Source organism: Streptomyces malachitofuscus (genome assembly GCF_055571035.1).
The window spans coordinates 426,679-442,507 of the sequence record NZ_JBVIGA010000002.1; the positions used below are offsets into that span (position 1 = coordinate 426,679).

The 15,829-nt window shown below is 68.5% G+C and carries 18 protein-coding genes; 7 read left to right on the forward strand and 11 right to left on the reverse strand.

Features of this window, described 5'->3' with window-relative positions; all coding sequences use genetic code 11:
* Window positions 1-342: 342 nt before the first annotated feature.
* On the reverse strand, window positions 343-1,476 hold the full coding sequence (locus ACZ44S_RS04570) for a hypothetical protein (RefSeq protein ID WP_352230214.1): 1,134 nt from the start codon (window positions 1,474-1,476) through the stop codon (window positions 343-345).
* On the reverse strand, window positions 1,367-1,774 hold the full coding sequence (locus tag ACZ44S_RS04575) for a DUF6233 domain-containing protein (protein WP_352230212.1): 408 nt from the start codon (window positions 1,772-1,774) through the stop codon (window positions 1,367-1,369). Before ACZ44S_RS04575 ends, ACZ44S_RS04570 begins: the two co-directional genes overlap by 110 nt.
* Before the next feature lie 151 nt (window positions 1,775-1,925).
* On the opposite strand from ACZ44S_RS04575, the gene ACZ44S_RS04580 reads away from it, so the two are divergent.
* Window positions 1,926-3,149: a hypothetical protein gene (locus tag ACZ44S_RS04580; protein WP_285512917.1), complete on the forward strand. Its 1,224-nt coding sequence runs from the start codon at window positions 1,926-1,928 to the stop codon at window positions 3,147-3,149.
* 157 nt (window positions 3,150-3,306) lie between these two features.
* A complete protein-coding gene (locus ACZ44S_RS04585; RefSeq protein WP_285512918.1) occupies window positions 3,307-3,471 on the forward strand; it encodes a hypothetical protein in 165 nt (54 codons plus the stop codon).
* A gap of 386 nt (window positions 3,472-3,857) precedes the next feature.
* On the opposite strand, the gene ACZ44S_RS04590 is transcribed toward ACZ44S_RS04585, so the two are convergent.
* Window positions 3,858-4,541 carry a DUF6308 family protein gene (locus ACZ44S_RS04590; RefSeq protein WP_285512919.1) on the reverse strand — a complete coding sequence of 228 codons (684 nt, stop codon included), beginning with the start codon at window positions 4,539-4,541 and terminating at the stop codon, window positions 3,858-3,860.
* Window positions 4,542-5,306: 765 nt separating this feature from the next.
* On the opposite strand from ACZ44S_RS04590, the gene ACZ44S_RS04595 reads away from it, so the two are divergent.
* Window positions 5,307-5,501: a helix-turn-helix transcriptional regulator gene (locus ACZ44S_RS04595; RefSeq protein WP_285513059.1), complete on the forward strand. Its 195-nt coding sequence runs from the start codon at window positions 5,307-5,309 to the stop codon at window positions 5,499-5,501.
* An 864-nt stretch (window positions 5,502-6,365) separates the two neighbouring features.
* Here ACZ44S_RS04595 and ACZ44S_RS04600 read toward each other — a convergent pair.
* Together ACZ44S_RS04600 and ACZ44S_RS04605 are read right to left on the reverse strand one after the other, a co-directional pair.
* Complete coding sequence (locus ACZ44S_RS04600) at window positions 6,366-6,494, reverse strand: hypothetical protein (protein ID WP_466924265.1); 129 nt, start codon at window positions 6,492-6,494, stop codon at window positions 6,366-6,368.
* Entirely contained in the window at window positions 6,491-7,630 is a 1,140-nt protein-coding gene (locus tag ACZ44S_RS04605) for a PucR family transcriptional regulator (RefSeq protein ID WP_466924267.1), read from the reverse strand. The genes ACZ44S_RS04600 and ACZ44S_RS04605 overlap by 4 nt, the downstream gene beginning before the upstream one ends.
* Before the next feature lie 87 nt (window positions 7,631-7,717).
* Here ACZ44S_RS04605 and ACZ44S_RS04610 point away from each other — a divergent pair, with 87 nt between their 5' ends.
* Together ACZ44S_RS04610 and ACZ44S_RS04615 are read left to right on the forward strand one after the other, a co-directional pair.
* Window positions 7,718-8,773, forward strand: coding sequence for a ferredoxin reductase (locus tag ACZ44S_RS04610; RefSeq protein WP_466924269.1), 1,056 nt, complete (start codon window positions 7,718-7,720; stop codon window positions 8,771-8,773).
* 7 nt (window positions 8,774-8,780) lie between these two features.
* Complete coding sequence (locus ACZ44S_RS04615) at window positions 8,781-9,899, forward strand: fatty acid desaturase family protein (protein ID WP_466924271.1); 1,119 nt, start codon at window positions 8,781-8,783, stop codon at window positions 9,897-9,899.
* A gap of 218 nt (window positions 9,900-10,117) precedes the next feature.
* Here ACZ44S_RS04615 and ACZ44S_RS04620 read toward each other — a convergent pair whose 3' ends face one another.
* The 6 genes from ACZ44S_RS04620 to ACZ44S_RS04645 form a co-directional block, all read right to left on the reverse strand.
* Window positions 10,118-11,803 (reverse strand): ribonuclease J, encoded by a 1,686-nt coding sequence (locus ACZ44S_RS04620; protein ID WP_466924273.1) that lies wholly within the window; start codon window positions 11,801-11,803, stop codon window positions 10,118-10,120.
* 199 nt (window positions 11,804-12,002) lie between these two features.
* On the reverse strand, window positions 12,003-12,326 hold the full coding sequence (locus tag ACZ44S_RS04625) for a sulfurtransferase TusA family protein (RefSeq protein ID WP_466924276.1): 324 nt from the start codon (window positions 12,324-12,326) through the stop codon (window positions 12,003-12,005).
* Window positions 12,323-13,588, reverse strand: coding sequence for an MFS transporter (locus ACZ44S_RS04630; RefSeq protein ID WP_466924279.1), 1,266 nt, complete (start codon window positions 13,586-13,588; stop codon window positions 12,323-12,325). The genes ACZ44S_RS04625 and ACZ44S_RS04630 overlap by 4 nt, the downstream gene beginning before the upstream one ends.
* Before the next feature lie 90 nt (window positions 13,589-13,678).
* Window positions 13,679-13,777 (reverse strand): hypothetical protein, encoded by a 99-nt coding sequence (locus ACZ44S_RS04635; RefSeq protein ID WP_466924389.1) that lies wholly within the window; start codon window positions 13,775-13,777, stop codon window positions 13,679-13,681.
* The gene (locus ACZ44S_RS04640; RefSeq protein ID WP_466924282.1) at window positions 13,729-14,043 is read right to left on the reverse strand and encodes a hypothetical protein; all 315 of its coding nucleotides are present in this window, start codon (window positions 14,041-14,043) and stop codon (window positions 13,729-13,731) included. Before ACZ44S_RS04640 ends, ACZ44S_RS04635 begins: the two co-directional genes overlap by 49 nt.
* A 71-nt stretch (window positions 14,044-14,114) precedes the next feature.
* Window positions 14,115-14,792: an ArsR/SmtB family transcription factor gene (locus ACZ44S_RS04645; RefSeq protein ID WP_466924285.1), complete on the reverse strand. Its 678-nt coding sequence runs from the start codon at window positions 14,790-14,792 to the stop codon at window positions 14,115-14,117.
* A gap of 195 nt (window positions 14,793-14,987) precedes the next feature.
* Here ACZ44S_RS04645 and ACZ44S_RS04650 point away from each other — a divergent pair, with 195 nt between their 5' ends.
* Together ACZ44S_RS04650 and ACZ44S_RS04655 are read left to right on the forward strand one after the other, a co-directional pair.
* The gene (locus ACZ44S_RS04650; RefSeq protein WP_466924287.1) at window positions 14,988-15,479 is read left to right on the forward strand and encodes a VOC family protein; all 492 of its coding nucleotides are present in this window, start codon (window positions 14,988-14,990) and stop codon (window positions 15,477-15,479) included.
* The gene (locus tag ACZ44S_RS04655) at window positions 15,476-15,829 is read left to right on the forward strand and encodes a YciI family protein (protein ID WP_466924289.1); all 354 of its coding nucleotides are present in this window, start codon (window positions 15,476-15,478) and stop codon (window positions 15,827-15,829) included. The genes ACZ44S_RS04650 and ACZ44S_RS04655 overlap by 4 nt, the downstream gene beginning before the upstream one ends.

Sequence of the window (15,829 nt, forward strand, 5' to 3'; positions counted from 1 at the left end):
CGAGGGGTCAGACTGAGTCATGCACCCAGGATGGACGTACGCTGGCTCACCAGGCGGACTATTGGCGACTCTTAGGTCCCTTGGCCGCAGCAGGTGACGTCGCCATCCAGCGCTCACGTGACGGGCTCAGTCCGACGCGCCAAGCCATCGCAGTCCAGGGGACGCTGACGGCGAAGACGGCACCGTGTCCGTAAGCCCCAGCTAGACATGCGCTCCTGGCCGAGGGAACTCTCTCTCACCTCGCGGCTGACGCTCGCCCGAACCAGCATGTGACACGCCACACTGATCTGGCTGGCCTGCAGGGTAACTGGCCCGCCAGCCGAGGTGCGAGATACGGGCGCGTCAGGTCTGCTCCAGCAGTTGTGCGCTGATCCGGCCCCAGCTCGGTCGAGGGCCGTCGACCGGGCGTACGGCTGTGAGCCGGCGGCCGTCAAGAAACGTATCGAGCCGCTCACCCGTCAGGGTGGCCAGCCGCTCGCGTTGAGCACGGCGGTTCATCTCTACCCGCTCGCCCAGAACTCCGAGCAGTACCTCGTAACGCGCCTCGCCGAGGACGTCGGCGCTGATCCACCGTCCTCGGACCGGTACACCGGCGAGCGTGCCAAGTTGGTGCTCCTCGCGACTAAAGGCCCGGTCCATCGCCTCCTCGGCCTCCGGTCCCACCCGGCTGATCGCCGCCCGACTGGCAGCCCCCTCACCGCTGAACTCCAGGCGCGGAAGGTCAACCATGAGGCCCCCCTCCGGTGCCGGGCTCACCACACGTCGGGGGTCGGGCCGGGGAACACGGAAGTGCCAGGGCTTCGCGTCTCCTGGCAGGTCGATCCATCCGGTCTTAAGACCCGCCAGGGCGGCGGAGCTGTCGGGCAGGAAGATATCGACGTAGACACCCCCCGCGCCGAGCCAGACCCAGCTCATGAAATAGGCATGATCGCCGTGGTCAACGGACCACTGCGCGAGCTTCTCCAATCGCTTCCTCTGCTCAGGGGTGCCCTCGCCCTCCGGGAACATCTTCTTGGCGCGCCGTCGCCGCCCCCGCGCCTCTCCGGCAACCGGCCCTGCGGCCAGGTCGTACAGCAGATCTGGCCGCACACCCGTCTTCGCGTATACCCCGGAGAGTTTGCCCGGCAGCACGTCGAAGCTGCTCACTCCGCTGGCCTCGGGCTTCCAGTCGAACAGTGCCTCGCTAGCGGCGGTCATCACGCCGAGACCGGTGCACTCGCTGACGAAGCGCTGGATGTGGCCGGCGCTGGAGTCGAGGGCGGAGCACTCGACTCCGAGCGGCCCTTTGCCCTGGCCGCCGATGATGTAGCTGAGGAGAAGGCTGATCTCGTAATCGCGCACGCGCTGGTCGACGGTCTTGCGCAGGTCACAGGCCAGGGCGTTGATGTTGACCATGGCGGCCAAGGAGACCGGCAACGGGCCCTGCCCGATCTCGACGGCCCGGACAGCCTCCGCGCCGGCCTGTCCCTTCTCGATCGTGAAGCGCCACACCCGGGCGCGCACCGTGCTCATAGGAGAAGCCTAAGATCACCAATGCGTCAATTCGTGCGTCCGCACGTAGGTCTGGGGCCGCCAGAGCCTGCAGCGCGAGGTCCCGGGGCACGCGGCGGCACCGCTTGCCCGCCATGTGGCAGCCGCCAGCATGGACGTACACCGCGCGACTGGTGTCGATGCCGGACTCCAGCAGCCAGTCCGCTGCGAGCAGCCGGGCCTCCCGACCGGGCTGCGGTTCCCGCTCGCGCCTCCCGGACCCGGCGATCGCCTGCCGCAACATCGGTGCGCTGTGAGCTGTGCAGACCTGACCCGCTGTAGGCCCACTGCCCACTGTGTCTTTCAGTGCGCCCTGTTTCCGCGGGACAGCCCCGATTGTCAGACCCTCCCCGTAGCGTTGTGAGTCCTACTCGTGGCGGCTGCGGGGTGTACTGGTGGACGACGACCTTCAGATCGACAGCGACGAAGACCTCTTCCGCAACCCCGTCTACTACGAACCAGCCGGCCGCAACCTCGACCTGGACCGCCCCGATCTCGGCGTCGCGCAAGGCCAAGACCTCCTGAACGTGCTCCTGCGCATGCGAGGACGTGTCCCCGTCGAAAAGCGCGGGCTCATCTGCCCCGACTGCCGGGACCTCCGCGGCCGGCGCGTCCCCATGTACCTCGTCCAGCGTGACGGCGTATGGCTTGCCTCCCACTACAGGAAACCCGGAGAGAAGCCCATCAGCCACGAGTCCGACGAGCACCTCGCCCGCAAGGAACGCGTCGCGAAGGACTCCGAAGATCACGGCTTCCACGCCGACATCGAGTCGCAGACCGCCGACGGGCACGCGCGCCTGGACGTACGCATCAACGGCGCCAACGGCATCGTCTTGGGCTACGAGCCTCAGCTGAGCGCCCAGACAGCCCGCGGAATGCGTGCACGGGAGAGGTTCCGCCGCCGCGTCGGTATCCAATCGGTTTGGGACTTCGCCGACCCCGACCACGCAGGCATCGGCACCGTCCCTTACGTCCGCACGCCCAACCTGCCGGCTTCCGTCATCCGCGTGCAGAAGAACCCCATCGCGGTCCAGGACGGCAACTTCATCCTGGAGGAGGGCCAGTGCAGCCAAAACGGCGCGCTCACCCGGTGCCCGGAGAAGCCCTACGACCCGGAGAACCCCACCGACGCCGGGTACTGCGGAGGCTGGCACCGCGTCCTCATGCCCGCCCATCAGTCGAGCACCTTCACAGGTGAAGGCGGCCTGACCCTCACCCGGTTCATCGTGGAAGCTGCGGCCGGTGAGCGGATCCCGTTCCAGCGGGGCGGCCACCACGGTTGGCTCCCCGCACGGCAGTGGCAGCAGTACCTTGAGGCGAACGGGCCCGCCCTGGACGACAAGGAGCGCCAGCCATCCTTACGACAGGGGGACCGGCGCGACAGGTGCACCGAGGACCGTCCGGCTTCGGAGGTGCGGGCTGAACCGAAGCAGAGGCGTGGCAGCCGCGCGATCGTCCTTGAGTCTCGCCCCCGGGAAACCGAGGCCGCCAGGGTTCCGGTGGATGCGTCGGGTCAAGCGATCCCGCTCTGCCGCTTCGACTGCGGTCAGCCTGCAAGCCTCCGAGGACCCGAAGGGCTGCCCGAGCACTTCTCGTGCCGCAGGAAGCATGAGGCGTGATCTACCGGCCACCGCTGACCGTCCCTCGCTGCGTCACCTGGTGCCAGAGCCCCTTGCCCGGTTCGGGTGGGGGATGTCGTGTTTCCGCCCGACATGCCAGTCTCCGGTGCCACAGTGGGTGCAGCACACCCAGCACCCCTCTCCCGAGGAGCCGACCGTGGCCCAGAGCACCACCTTCCGCACCAGCACCAAGCAGGACACCCTCGCCGACCACGTTGTGGAGTTCCTCGGCCGGGTCTCCCGTGCACTCCGTCACTTGGCCGACTCGGCTGACCACGCGGCGAAGATGGTGCGGAAAGCGGACGCGGCACGGCGCAGCTGAACCGGCACACCCGTGTAGCCAGCAGACGTGCTCTCCGCGCGAGCGGAGGTGAGTCGCCCATTGCCGCGGAGGACCAAAGCCGACCTCCAGCGCACGGCCCCAGCCCCGCCGCGCTGCCCTACGTCGAGTAGAACCGAAAAGGGCATCCGTCAGCTGAGGGAGTTTTCTGGGACTTCCGGCTTCATCAACCGGCACGAGCATGAAAGAACTGAAAAACCATTCGCGCAGTTCAGCAACCGAATACCCCTCATCGTGGCAAGTCAGTCACCGCGCTGGCTGGTCTTTTCTGGGACATCTGACCGGCAGGTCTCAGTAGGTCTGCGCTCACCGTCGCCCGCCCTCGATTCCCATCGACCTCCGCATGCGCCTCCCCGCCACACTCCAGCTCAGCTCGTCGCGACCTGCCCCTGCCGGCCTTGGTGCATCCAGGCGACGACGTCGAACACACGCAGGACGCCGATGTCCTCACCGAGACCCGCCTGATCACGGAGATGGACTAACTGATCACGGAATGCACCGTTGTCCACCCGCAGGGCCGCAGCCAGAGCGGTCCAGAAGGAGTGGTCCGCCTTCGGTCGCTCGAACAGCTGCTTGATGCGGATGTCGTAGATGGGGATGAGATGCGGCCGCTTGCGGGCCAGCAATTTGCCTGCGACAACCGGGCCGCTGCCGTCGGGTTTGCCAGGGTACTGCTTGGTGCCGGCCAGGCGTTCCCACAACTCCCATGCGGGTCCACCCTCCTCCATGAGCGCATCGCTTCCAGGATTCTCCAAGTGCGCGTCACGAGGGATGAGCGACAGCAGACGCGCCCAGTGCCCCTCAGGGTCGGTCAGCAAGTTCATCGCCCCGTGCGGCTCGAGGGACACACTGAGCGTGGTGATGGCCACCAGGTCGTTGCTGTCAAAGGAGTCCGCGACGTGCTCAGCATCCCCGCCCCCGCCCAGGCGCTCGAAGTGTGCGCCTGAATAGAACAGGTCACCTCGTGAGCGTCGTCGGGTGAAGTACTCAACCAGCAGGCTCACGGCGGCCTCGTCATCCCAGTAGATCTCCGGGATCTTCAATTCGATCACCGAGAGGCCCCCAACTCCCTTGCGCCCAGCGATAAGCCGGTGGACTGTACACCATCTGAGATCATGCAGTGGCTCGGGCGGAATGCGCCGCAAACACGCGCACCTGTCCTGCGCCGTTGAGATGTGGGCTCCTGGAGTTGGTCCAGGCATAGGCGTCGGTGTCGTTGCCGACGGAGCAGCGGAAGGCCGGAGCGGTGGCGGGGCCAGCGCTGCAACAGTCGACTACACGAGCGGACGCACATTGCGCGGGCATGTGGCGAAGCGAAGCAACATAGCGCGGGATCGCCGGTTAGCCAAACCGGCGTCTCCCCGGATCATTGATGGTCCACCGCCACTACCTGCACCTACGTCAGAAAGGAATCGCGAAGACGGCTGTTAATTCAAAGCGTCGCACGGCTGTCAGCTCTCTGCGCTGCCGCAGAGCTGCTGTGGAACAGGTGCCGTGGGCGCTCAAGATCCCGCGATGCGCGTAACGGCATCCCCACCTTCCCCGTACCGCAGGGGACCGGTTTCTATCGCATCCGGGAGTGCACCCGGGAATGAAGTTGACATGCAGCTGTTTTGATCATTCGGGTCGGCACTCTACTGGCCCTGCCACAGGCATTGGCGATAGACGTTTTCAGCAGCATCAAACGCCATCAGCTGCGCGCAAGCCGTACCGCCTTAGCAACTGGAGAATCCGAATTGCACGGACAGACCAACGAGGTGCAAGGCACCCGCTACAGCCCCACACACATCCGCGCCACCTGGGACGGAACGGGCAGCGTGGAAGACGCTTCCAGGGCATTGGGGTTCTCTCGGGCGAAGGGCTACGACCTCGTGCGTCGCGGAGAGTTTCCGTGCCGCGTGCTACGCATTGGGCGTGCCACGCGTGTCGTCACCGCGTCCTTGCTCCGCGTGCTCGAAAGCGGAGAACCGGAGTACAACGGCGCCCACACCAGCCGCTGCACTCCGTCGTAACCCCTGCGCACAGAAGCCCCGCCGAGCCGGCGGGGCTTCGTCATGTCATGAGCCCCTCATAACGAGCGCCTACAGGAAGAGGACCGCACTGTGGCACAACTGCCTTGGCGTTCCACGCCAGGTCCCGGGTTGCGGGCAGCGTTCGACAGCGGGCGACGTGCAGGAATGCCACCCGCTACAAGGCCGGCGGAGCGATGCGGTCGCGCGTTGAAGCGGGCAAAATCCTCCGCGGTGACGCATGGCAGGCTGGCGACCGTCGCCTCCGGCAATGCCGTCGCGGTCGCTCCACGCGGGCCGCGCAACATCGGAGGGAACAGACAGTGCTGCGGACGCCTCCACAGGCGTTGGACTTTGCAGACGTGAAGGTTACAACCCGATTGGGTGCGAAGAGTTTCTGGGTCGGATGCCGCGCGTCGACAGTAAAACGCATGTCGCCATCGCGTCCTTACTTCGGGTGCTCAAGAGAGGAGAACCCGAGTGCAACGGTGCCCCCGACGGACACTGAATCCCGCCGCCTCAGAAGCCCCGCGGACCGCACCTGCGGGGCTTCTCGTCGCACGCCGCTCTCACACGCCTATCACCGACTGCATCGACTCCCCCGGACCAGAATGCCCTGACCTGGCATTGCGCGCTCATCTTGGACTGACCTGGACGCCCACGGACGGTCTCTACAACCTGTGCCAGGTGGTACCCAGTGAGGGACCGAGGATCAGGACCGGGGCCTCTTCCGGCCCGTCAAAGCGGTATTGCAGGGTGTTCGGTGGTGTCTCGCTCACGCCCCAGACCCTCTCACGTCTCACGACTGCCCCTACAACGGAGGTTGCGTGCGCACAGGTGGGCGACTCGTGGTGGAACGCTCCCGTGTCAGCCGACCTGCTGCACCTTGATCGCGTCGCTCCCCCGAACCGTCCCGGCTGCGAGGACGTCCAGGTGGACACCGAGCACGATGCCGGGACCCGCCAGGAGTTCGTGGACGGTCGCAGTACGCGTCAACTGGCCCGGAGACCGACCGCCAGGGTCAGTTCAAGGACCCGGTGTGGCGATGCGAGATCCGGGAACAGCTCCCGCAGCTGCGACATCCGGTACCGGACGGTCTGGGGATGGACGAACAGCGCCGCCGCCACCTCGTCCCGCCTGCCCTGGTGCAGCAGCCACGCCCGCAACGTCTCCTCCAGACGCCGTGCGGTCGCGACAGGCAGGGTGCGCAACGGTGCGAGGGCTCGGGCGCGCAGGTCTGCGAACGCGTCCGCGTCGGCGGTCAGCACCAGCTCGGGGAGGTGGTCCTCGGTGTCGCGGATGTCGGAGGAGAGGGAGCGGGCGCGTACGGCCCGTGCGTACGAGGCGGACGCACGGGTCCATGGCCGGGCCGGGCCGACCACGGCGGTGCGGTCGGTCAGCTGCCGCAGGAGATGTGATCGGTCGACATCGGGGACGAGCAGCACACCGGTGGCGTCCGGCAGATCGTCAAGGACGAGGGTGCCCGGGTCGAGCGCGCGGTAGGCAGGCCGGGCCTGGGCGGCGGGCAGCAGGACCGCTGTCAGCGAGACCGGAGGCTGCCACCCGGCCCGTTGAGCAGAGGCCAGCAGCACGTCCGGGCTCGCGCCGGCGAGAAGGTCGCGGGCCAGGTGTTCCAGGTGGAGCTCGTGGGCCCTGCCGCGAGCAGCCAGTTCGTCGGCGTGGCCCGCGGCGCTCGCGGCGGAGAGCTCGTCGATGTACGCGAAGGTCAGCTCGGCGAACTTGGCGACCTCCGCGGCGGGCAGACCTGCGGGTACGGCACCCGCTGCCAGGCATCGCCAGGCCACGCGGGCGCCGACGCGGTAGGCGCTGAGCAGGGCGTCCATGGAACGGCCGTCGCGCACCTCGCCGCGGCCCAGCTCGTAGGCCGCGTCACCGCCGTCGCCGCCCGTGGCGTTCCCGCTCGCGAGGTCCAGGTAGTGCCCCAGGGCGGTGCGGACGGCTCGGCGGATGGTGGCGCCCATGTGGCCCGAAAGGGCGTTGGCGTAGGAAGGGACCTCGTCGATGATCGCCTGGACGACTTCGTCGGCGGTGGTCTTCAGCGAGGCCCGAAGTGCGGTGACCGTCGTCTTGTCCAGGGCCAGTTCGCCGGCCCTCCGGATTGCATGGCTCACGTCTTTGTTCCCTGCGAACAATTCCACCCACCAGATTCACGTCCTGCGGTCAGGACTTTACGCCCTGAGGCACAGCAAGCTGGAGTCATGACGAGTACAGCCCTGCGCAGCAGGGCGTGGAAACTGCTGGAGATGGTCACGACGCCGCTGCTGCCGTCGGACTACCTCGACCTGGTGAGCCCACTGCGCGCGGGCGCTGACCTGCGTGGGCGCATCGAGGCCGTGCGCCCCGAGACGGGTGACGCCGCGACCCTCGTGATCAGGCCGGGACGTGGCTGGCGCGGCCACACAGCCGGTCAGTACGTGCGGATCGGGGTCGACGTCGACGGCGTGCGCCTGTGGCGTGCCTACTCCCTCACATCGCCGACGAACCGCCAGGACGGCCGCGTCACGATCACCGTGAAGGCGATCCCGGACGGCAAGGTCAGCAACCACCTGGTCCGCAGGGTGCAACCGGGCACGTTGATCCAGCTCGACCAGGCGACCGGTGATTTCGTGCTGCCGCAGGACAAGCCCGCCAAGGTGCTCTACCTGACGGCCGGAAGCGGCATCACACCCGTGATGGGCATGCTGCGCGACACCGAGTTCGACGACGTCGTCATGGTCCACTGCGCGCCACAGCCGCAAGACGTGATCTTCCGCAAAGAACTGCACGACCTGGTCGCGGACAGGAAGCTGCGGCTCACCGAGGTGCACACCGCCACAGACGGCATGCTCGACATCGCCCGTCTCGACGAACTCGTGCCCGACTGGGCCGAGCGCGAGACCTGGGCTTGCGGGCCCGCGGGACTGCTCGACGCCGCCGAAGAGCACTGGACCGGGCACGGCGTCCAAGAGCGCCTGCACACCGAACGCTTCCGCCCCGGCATCGTCGTCGCCGGCGACGGCGGCGAGGTCACGTTCAGCGCCACCGGCAAAACCGTCGACGCGGACGGCGCCACGCCGTTGCTGGACATCGGCGAAGACGCCGGCGTGCTCATGCCCTCCGGGTGCCGCATGGGCATCTGCTTCGGCTGCGTCTCACCGCTCAAGACGGGCGCCGTCCGCGACCTGCGCACCGGCGAGATCACCGAGGCCGAGCCGGGCGTCCTCATCCAGACCTGCGTGTCCGCCGCGGCGGGCCCCTGCGACATCGAACGGTAGGAACACCTTGACCGCAATCGACCCCACCGCCCACCTGACCGCGGAGCAGATCGAGGAGCTCGGCCGCGAGCTGGACGCGATCCGCGACGAGGTGATCGCCAGCCGTGGCGAGAAGGACGCCGCCTACATCCGTAAGGTCATCGCCGCCCAGCGCAAACTGGAGCTGGTCAGCAGGGGCGTGCTGCTGTTTTCGATGTTCCCGCCCGCGTGGCTGATCGGCACCGCCGGTCTGTCCGTGGCGAAGATCATGGACAACATGGAGATCGGCCACAACGTCCTGCACGGCCAGTGGGACTGGATGCGTGATCCGAAGATCCACTCCACCACCTGGGAGTGGGACCACGTCTCGCCGTCCGACCAGTGGAAGCACTCGCACAACGAGCTGCACCACACGTACACCAACGTGATCGGCAAGGACAACGACCTCGGCTACGGCATCATGCGCGTCGACGAGGACCAGAAGTGGCACCCGTTCCACCTCGGCCAGCCGCTGTGGAACTTCATCAACGCCTGCTTCTTCGAGTACGGCATCGCGGCGTACGACCTGGAGCTCGGCAAGAACCTGCACAAGCGCCGCCGCAAGGACCCGGAGTTCCGCGCGCGGGCCAAGGCCGTGGGCCGCAAGATCCGCAAGCAGGTGCTCAAGGACTACGTCATCCACCCGCTGCTGTCGGGCCCGTCGTTCCTCCCCACGCTCGCCGCCACGTTCACCGCGAACCTGGTCCGCAACATCTGGTCCCACTCGGTGATCATGTGCGGACACTTCCCGGAGGGCGTACAGGTCTTCGAGCGACGGTCGATCAAGGACGAGACGCGCGGCCAGTGGTACCTGCGCCAGATGATGGGCTCGGCGAACATCAGCGGCAGCAAGGCCATGCACTTCATGACCGGCAACCTGTCGCACCAGATCGAGCACCACCTGTTCCCCGACCTGCCGAGCAACCGGTACGCCGAGGTCGCGGTGAAGGTGCGCGCCCTGTTCGAGAAGTACGAGCTGGAGTACGTCACAGGGCCACTGCCCAGGCAGGTGTTCTCCGCGTGGCGCAAGGTCTTCCGGCTCTCGCTGCCGAACAAGAAGCCCGAGGTCGGAACGCCGGACCGCGAGCAGGAGCTCGTCGCCGCCTGATGGTGACAAGCGCCTGGCTCACGAACCCGAGGTCAGGCACCCTTGTCCGCAAGCTCCCGAAGCAGCAGGTCAGTCAGATGAAGTCATGTCTGACGGACTTTCTCCCCCCTTTGGCCGGTACACGGGGCTGTCCGCGTTTCTGATGCCCGTGGCCGTCATGTCGCTGCTCGCACCTCATGCACATCGGCGTCCGCCCCGGACGCCTGCCCGGGTGTTGCTCAGGCGTCGATGATGACGGGGATGATGAGGGGCTTGCGGCGATGGGTGCGGAACGCCCAGTTCGCCACGGCGCGGGCCACGAGCTGTTCGAGCTGGCGCGCGTCCCCGACGCCTTCCTCGGCAGCGGTGGCCAGCGTCTTCTCGATGACGGGGATGACCGGCTCGAAGGTGGCGTCGTCGTGGACGAAGCCCCGGGCCAGGAAGTCGGGGGCCTCGGCGAGGGCGCCGGTGTCCGCGTCGACGATCGCCACCACCGTGACCACGCCTTCGGCGGCGAGGGTGAGACGGTCCTTGAGGGACGCCTCGGTGGCACCGCCGACCTCCATGCCGTCCACGTAGACGTTGCCTGCGGGAACCTTGCCGGTGACGGACGCCCGCCCGTCGACCAGGTCGACGACGACGCCGTCCTCGGCGATGACCACCCGGTCGGGGTCCACCCCGGTGCGGATGGCGAGGTCGCCGTTGGCCCGCAGGTGGCGCCATTCGCCGTGCACGGGCATGACGTTGCGGGGCTTGACGATGTTGTAGCAGTAGACGAGTTCGCCGGCGCTGGCATGCCCGGAGACGTGCACCTTGGCGTTGCCCTTGTGGACCACGTGGGCACCCCACCGGGTGAGTCCGTTGATCACCCGGTAGATGGCATTCTCGTTGCCGGGGATGAGAGAGCTCGCGAGCAGGACGGTGTCGTCCTTGCCGATGCGGATCATGTGGTCCCGGTTGGCCATCCGGGACAGCGCGGCCATCGGTTCGCCCTGGGAGCCGGTGCACACCAGAGCGATCTTGTGATCCGGGAGCTTCTCCAGCTCCTTCGTGCTCACGACCAGACCGGAGGGGACCTTCAGATAGCCCAGGTCACGGGCGATGCCCATGTTGCGGACCATCGACCGGCCGACGAAGGCGACCTTGCGGCCGTGCTGGTGGGCGGCGTCCAGGACCTGCTGGATGCGGTGCACATGGCTGGCGAAACTGGAGACGATGACCCGGCGCGGCGCGGTGCGCATCACCTGCTCGATCGCCGGGTTCAACTCACGCTCGGAGGTGGTGAAGCCGGGTACTTCGGCGTTGGTGGAGTCGGTGAGGAACAGGTCCACGCCCTCCTCGCCGAGGCGGGCGAAGGCACGCAGATCGGTGATGCGGTCGTCGAGGGGGAACTGGTCCATCTTGAAGTCGCCGGTGTGCAGCACCATCCCGGCCCGGGTGCGGATCGCGACCGCGAGGCTGTCGGGGATGGAGTGGTTGACCGCCACGAACTCGCAGTCGAAGGGCCCGAAGCCGCGCCGGTCGCTCTCCCGCACCCGCACCGTGCGCGGCCGGATGCCGTGCTCCTTGAGCTTGGCCTCCAGGAACGCCAGCGTCAGCTTGGAGCCGACGACCGGGATGTCCCGCCGCTCGCGCAGCAGGTACGGCACGCCGCCGATGTGGTCCTCGTGGCCGTGGGTGAGGACCACGGCCACGATGTCGTCCAGCCGGTCCCGGATCGAGGTGAAGTCCGGCAGGATCACGTCCACGCCGGGCTGGGTCTCCTCGGGGAACAGCACCCCGCAGTCGACGATGAGCAGCTTGCCCGCGTGCTCGAAGACGGTCATGTTGCGGCCGATCTCACCCAGGCCGCCCAGGGCGATGACCCGCAGCCCTCCTTCGGGAAGAGGTGGGGCGGCTTTCAGGTCGGGGTGTGGATGACTCATACCCTGACGGTACCCGGAGAGCGGGAAAGGTGATCCATTGCCTCCTCCCGACAGGGTCGGGGCACCACAACGGGTGGCCGCGGGGAACTGAGGGGCGGGCCGACCCGGGCCCTGCGGACCGGACGCGGCGCCCGCCACGAAGCCGCCACCGGCAACCTCGACCTCCACGCCCGCCAGTACAACACCACCACCGGCCGCTTCACCCGATCCGACCCGTATCCGCAGGCGGCGGTCGGTGCCAAGGGGCATCGGGACGGGTCGGGGTCGGCTGGGCTGTGAGGCGGAGCGCGTAGACGTCCCGGTCGTCCTCCGGAACGGGGCCGAGGTAATCATGTCCGGTCATATGGCACCAAGCGGGCAGGTCGAGCGGGGCGGCCGGATCGGTGGCGACGACGTGCACGACGGTGCCCGGCTCCGCGCCGTCGATCTCTCTGCGCAGGCGCAGTAGGAGGGTGACGCAGAGCAGCCCGGTGCCGTCGACGGTGATGCCGGGCGCGAGGGTCTCGGGGTTCGTAGGGTTCATCGGCGGTAGGCGGTGGCGGCGACGGTGGGCAGGAGGGCGAGGGAGAGGATGCCGCCGGTGAGGGCGAGGGTGGGGTAGCTGGTGGCGGCGACCATGAGGCCGGAGGCCATGCCACCGGTGGCGCCGGCGACGGCGATGGAGACGTCGACCACGCCCTGGGTCTTGGCGCGGGTGGCGAGCGGCACGGTGTCGGTGATGATCGCGGTGCCGGAAACGAGGCCGAAGTTCCAGCCCAGCCCGAGCAGGGCCAGCGCGAGCGCGAGCAGGGCGACGGAGTCACCGGGCGCGAGCGCGGCGAGGATGCCGGAGGCCAGAAGGGTGACCCCGGAGGTGGCAGCGACCTTCATCGGGCCGTGCCGGTCGACGAGCCAGCCGGTCAGCGGGGAGGGCAGGTACATGGCGCCGATGTGAACGGCGATGACGAAGCCGGAAGCGGCGGTGCCGTGCCCGTGGCCGTCCATGTGGACCGGCGTCATGGTCATGATCGCGACCATGACGAGCTGGGTGAGGACCATGACCAGTGCGCCGAGGACGACGCCTCCACGGCCTTCGGCCGCGCCGGCGTCGTCGGAGGCGGCCGGGCCTGTGGTGGCGTCGGCTTCCTTGGCCCGGGCGAGGGTGCGGGCCAGGAGCAGCGGGTCGGGGCGCAGCCACAGGGCGAGGACGAGCGCGGCCAGCGCGTAGGCGGCGCCGGACAGGATGAAGGGGCCGGCGAGGTTGGGGATGCCGAGGGTCTCGGCGAACGCGCCGGTCGGCGCGGCCAGGTTGGGGCCGGCGACACCGCCGAAGGTGGTGGCGACCAGGACCGTGGAGACCGCGCGGGCACGGTGGCCCGGCGCAGCCAGATCGGCTCCGGCGTAGCGGGCCTGGAGATTGGTGGCGGTGCCGGCGCCGTAGACGAACAGCGAGATGAACAGCAGGACGGGGTTGTCCAGCACCGCGGCGGTGATGACACCGACGGAGCCGATCGCGCCGGTGAGGTAGCCGGCAGCCAGGCCCGGGCGTCGCCCGCGGGCCTGGGAGACGCGGCCGACGGCGACGGCGGCGAGCGCGGATCCGGCGGTGAACAGGGCACTGGGCAGCCCGGCGAGGCTGGTGGAGCCGAGCATGTCCTGGGCGAGCAGGGCACCGACGGTGACACCTGCGGCGAGGCCGGCGCCGCTGAGCACCTGGGAGGCGACCAGGACGCGCAGGATGCGGCGCTGGGCCTGGTCGGGGGCGGGTATGGGGGCCGTCGTGTCGGCAAAGCCGGTGCTGGTCATGTTCTCTTCCGGAGCAGGGGCACAAGCGTGGTGGCGCACTGGTCCTGGCCCTCTTGGTGGCGTGCGGGCCGGTGCGCGCGGGGTGGTACGTCAGCCGGCGTCGAGCGCATGGGCGAGGTCGGCGATCAGGCCGCCGGCGGTCAGGTCGGAGTGCCCGCCGAGGTACTTCGTCGCGGAGTGGACGACCAGGTCCGCGCCGTGTGCGAGCGGATTGTGGTCGACGAGCGGAGTGTGGACGGCTCCCTCGGCGTCGCGGCGTTCACCGGCGGGTGGACACTGCGGTGGACATTCCGTGTGCGGTCGTGTCGCTCATGTCTCTCCTGCTCGTCGTCGGCGGCCGCTGCCAGCGCACGGCGCGGGATGTCGGCGTAGGGGTGGCCGCTGGACGGGTTGCCGAAGAAGTCGGTCAGGTACGGCGGCATCGCTTCGGCGACGCGCGGATCCACCGGGGTCATGGCGTTGCAGTCGAGGTGGACCGGCCCTCGGCCGGCCCCCGGGTGCGGCGGAAGCCCACCCGGCCCCCCGGTCACGTCAGGTCCGAGGCGTCGACGGGCAGCTCCGACAGGCGCCACTCCAGCATGCCGTCGTCGAGGCGGATCGCCCGGAGCCCGCGGTCGGTCAGCAGCCGTACGGCGTCGTAGGCCAGGACGCAGTACTCGCCCCGGCAGTAGACGACGATCTCCGTGTCCGCGGGCAGTTCGTTGATCCGCCCGGCAAGTTCCTCGACCGGGATGGAAAGCGCGCCAGGAATGTGCCCGGACCGGTACTCCTCCACCGGCCGCACGTCGAGCACGGCGACATCCCCGGCGGCGATCCTGACCTGCAGCTCCTCACGGCTGACCTCGTTGCCGGTGTTCTCACCGAGGTAAGCGTCACGAGCGACCGGCACAGCCGCCTGGTGGGCTTCGGCGACCTTGCGCAGCAGCGCGAACAGCTGGGCGACGTCGTCACCGGCCAGCCGGTAGTGGATGCGCACACCCTCGCGGCGGGTCGCGACCAAGCCGGCCTGCTTGAGGGTCTGCAAGTGCGCGGAGGCGGTGGTCAGGTTCAGCCCGGCCGCCTTGGCGAGCGCATCGACGGTGCGTTCACCCTGGGCCAGCAGATCCAGCAGCTCGAGACGCTTTCCGCTGGCCAGAGCCTTGCCGCTGGCCGCGAACGCGTCGTACAGCTGCGCCTTCGCCCCAGTTCTCGTGTTCCCTGGCATGAGATCCTCCATAAATCCATGGATTATCATAGATGAGTTCCAGGGGTGTGACGACACGCCATCGCCCGACATACAGGAGGACGTTCGGGCTTCGTGACCCGTTGGGTGTGGCTGTCGTATCCGCCCACCCTCCGATCGTCTTGTTTGGAGAAGGGTCGACCGACCCTGCGCAAGGACTCGAGTAGGGACAGTCCCATGTCGTCGTCAGCCATCCCCAAGCCGATTCCCGACGCCTACCGTCGGATCACTCCGTGCCTGGTCGTCCAAGGCGCAGCCAAGGCGCTCGAGTTCTACGGCGAGGTGTTCGGAGCCACGGAGCGCATGCGGTTCCCGGGGCCGGGAGGGACCGTCGCGCACGCCGAGATCGAGATCGGGGACTCCGTCGTCATCGTCGAGGACGCCTCCCCCGTGCTCGGGACCGAGGCCCCGCCCGCCGGTGGTCTGGTCGGCAGCCCGGTCTTCCTGTTCGTGTACGTCGAGGACGTCGATGTCGTCGTGGCACGTGCCGTGGAGCTGGGGGCGACGCTCAAGCGGGCGCCGGAGGACCAGTTCTACGGGGACCGGGACGGGTCCGTCGTGGATCCCTACGGCCACTGGTGGACCGTGGCCACGCATGTGGAGGACGTGACGTCCCAGGAGATGGAGCGGCGCATGGCCGCCATGCTGGAACAGGGAGGTGCCTCATGAAGTACGTGCTGCTGTTCGTCGAGACCGAGGAGTTCGCCCGGGAGCTGCGGGACATGGGTCCGGCCGAGCGCGCGCGGGCATACGAGCGGGTCGACGAGTGGTTCGCCCAGCACGCCGGCGCGATCCGGAGCGGGCAGAAGCTTCGAGCACCGGACACGGCGACGACCGTACGGCTGGAGGCCGGGGAGCCGGTCGTGGTCGACGGGCCGTTCGTCGAGGGCAAGGAGGTCGTCAGCGGATACGCCGAGATCGAGGTCGCCGACCTGGACGAGGCGCTGCGCATGGTGCGCGGCTGGCCCGGCTGCCCCGTGGTCGAGATCCGCCCTGTGGAGACCGGGCCGCTGGAGTGA

Excerpts from the sequence above, each read along its gene's own strand:
- ACZ44S_RS04655 (WP_466924289.1), top strand. The coding sequence starts at position 15,476 with ATGAAGTACGTGCTGCTGTTCGTCGAGACCGAGGAGTTCGCCCGGGAG.
- ACZ44S_RS04620 (WP_466924273.1), bottom strand. The coding sequence starts at position 11,803 with ATGAGTCATCCACACCCCGACCTGAAAGCCGCCCCACCTCTTCCCGAA.
- ACZ44S_RS04575 (WP_352230212.1), bottom strand. The coding sequence starts at position 1,774 with ATGTTGCGGCAGGCGATCGCCGGGTCCGGGAGGCGCGAGCGGGAACCG.
- ACZ44S_RS04640 (WP_466924282.1), bottom strand. The coding sequence starts at position 14,043 with ATGACCCCGGTGGATCCGCGCGTCGCCGAAGCGATGCCGCCGTACCTG.
- ACZ44S_RS04625 (WP_466924276.1), bottom strand. The coding sequence starts at position 12,326 with ATGAACCCTACGAACCCCGAGACCCTCGCGCCCGGCATCACCGTCGAC.
- ACZ44S_RS04650 (WP_466924287.1), top strand. The coding sequence starts at position 14,988 with ATGTCGTCGTCAGCCATCCCCAAGCCGATTCCCGACGCCTACCGTCGG.
- ACZ44S_RS04630 (WP_466924279.1), bottom strand. The coding sequence starts at position 13,588 with ATGACCAGCACCGGCTTTGCCGACACGACGGCCCCCATACCCGCCCCC.
- ACZ44S_RS04610 (WP_466924269.1), top strand. The coding sequence starts at position 7,718 with ATGACGAGTACAGCCCTGCGCAGCAGGGCGTGGAAACTGCTGGAGATG.
- ACZ44S_RS04645 (WP_466924285.1), bottom strand. The coding sequence starts at position 14,792 with ATGCCAGGGAACACGAGAACTGGGGCGAAGGCGCAGCTGTACGACGCG.